Source organism: Rugosimonospora acidiphila (assembly GCF_039543385.1).
Lineage (GTDB): Bacteria > Actinomycetota > Actinomycetes > Mycobacteriales > Micromonosporaceae > Rugosimonospora > Rugosimonospora acidiphila.
In genome coordinates this window covers 1-503 of record NZ_BAABJQ010000158.1, presented here as the reverse complement: position 1 = coordinate 503, position 503 = coordinate 1, and the positions used below count along the sequence as shown (strand labels likewise).

The 503-nt window shown below is 41.9% G+C and carries 2 protein-coding genes; both read right to left on the bottom strand.

Annotation, left to right across the window (positions count from 1 at the left end; translation table 11 throughout):
• On the bottom strand, window positions 1–189 hold a 189-nt coding region (locus ABEA87_RS42470), incomplete at its 3' end, for a hypothetical protein (RefSeq protein WP_425571050.1).
• A 112-nt stretch (window positions 190–301) separates the two neighbouring features.
• On the bottom strand, window positions 302–503 hold a 202-nt coding region (locus tag ABEA87_RS42465; protein ID WP_001686262.1), incomplete at its 5' end, for a LexA family protein.

The following is a 503-nucleotide window of genomic DNA, read 5'->3' as shown; positions in this document are numbered from 1 at the left end:
ACTCTTGTCATTTGTTTTGGTAAAGAGAAAAGTTTTTCCATCGATTTTATGAATATACAAATAATTGGAGCCAACCTGCAGGTGATGATTATCAGCCAGCAGAGAATTAAGGAAAACAGACAGGTTTATTGAGCGCTTATCTTTCCCTTTATTTTTGCTGCGGTAAGTCGCATAAAAACCATTCTTCATAATTCAATCCATTTACTATGTTATGTTCTGAGGGGAGTGAAAATTCCCCTAATTCGATGAAGATTCTTGCTCAATTGTTATCAGCTATGCGCCGACCAGAACACCTTGCCGATCAGCCAAACGTCTCTTCAGGCCACTGACTAGCGATAACTTTCCCCACAACGGAACAACTCTCATTGCATGGGATCATTGGGTACTGTGGGTTTAGTGGTTGTAAAAACACCTGACCGCTATCCCTGATCAGTTTCTTGAAGGTAAACTCATCACCCCCAAGTCTGGCTATGCAGAAATCACCTGGCTCAACAGCCTGCTCA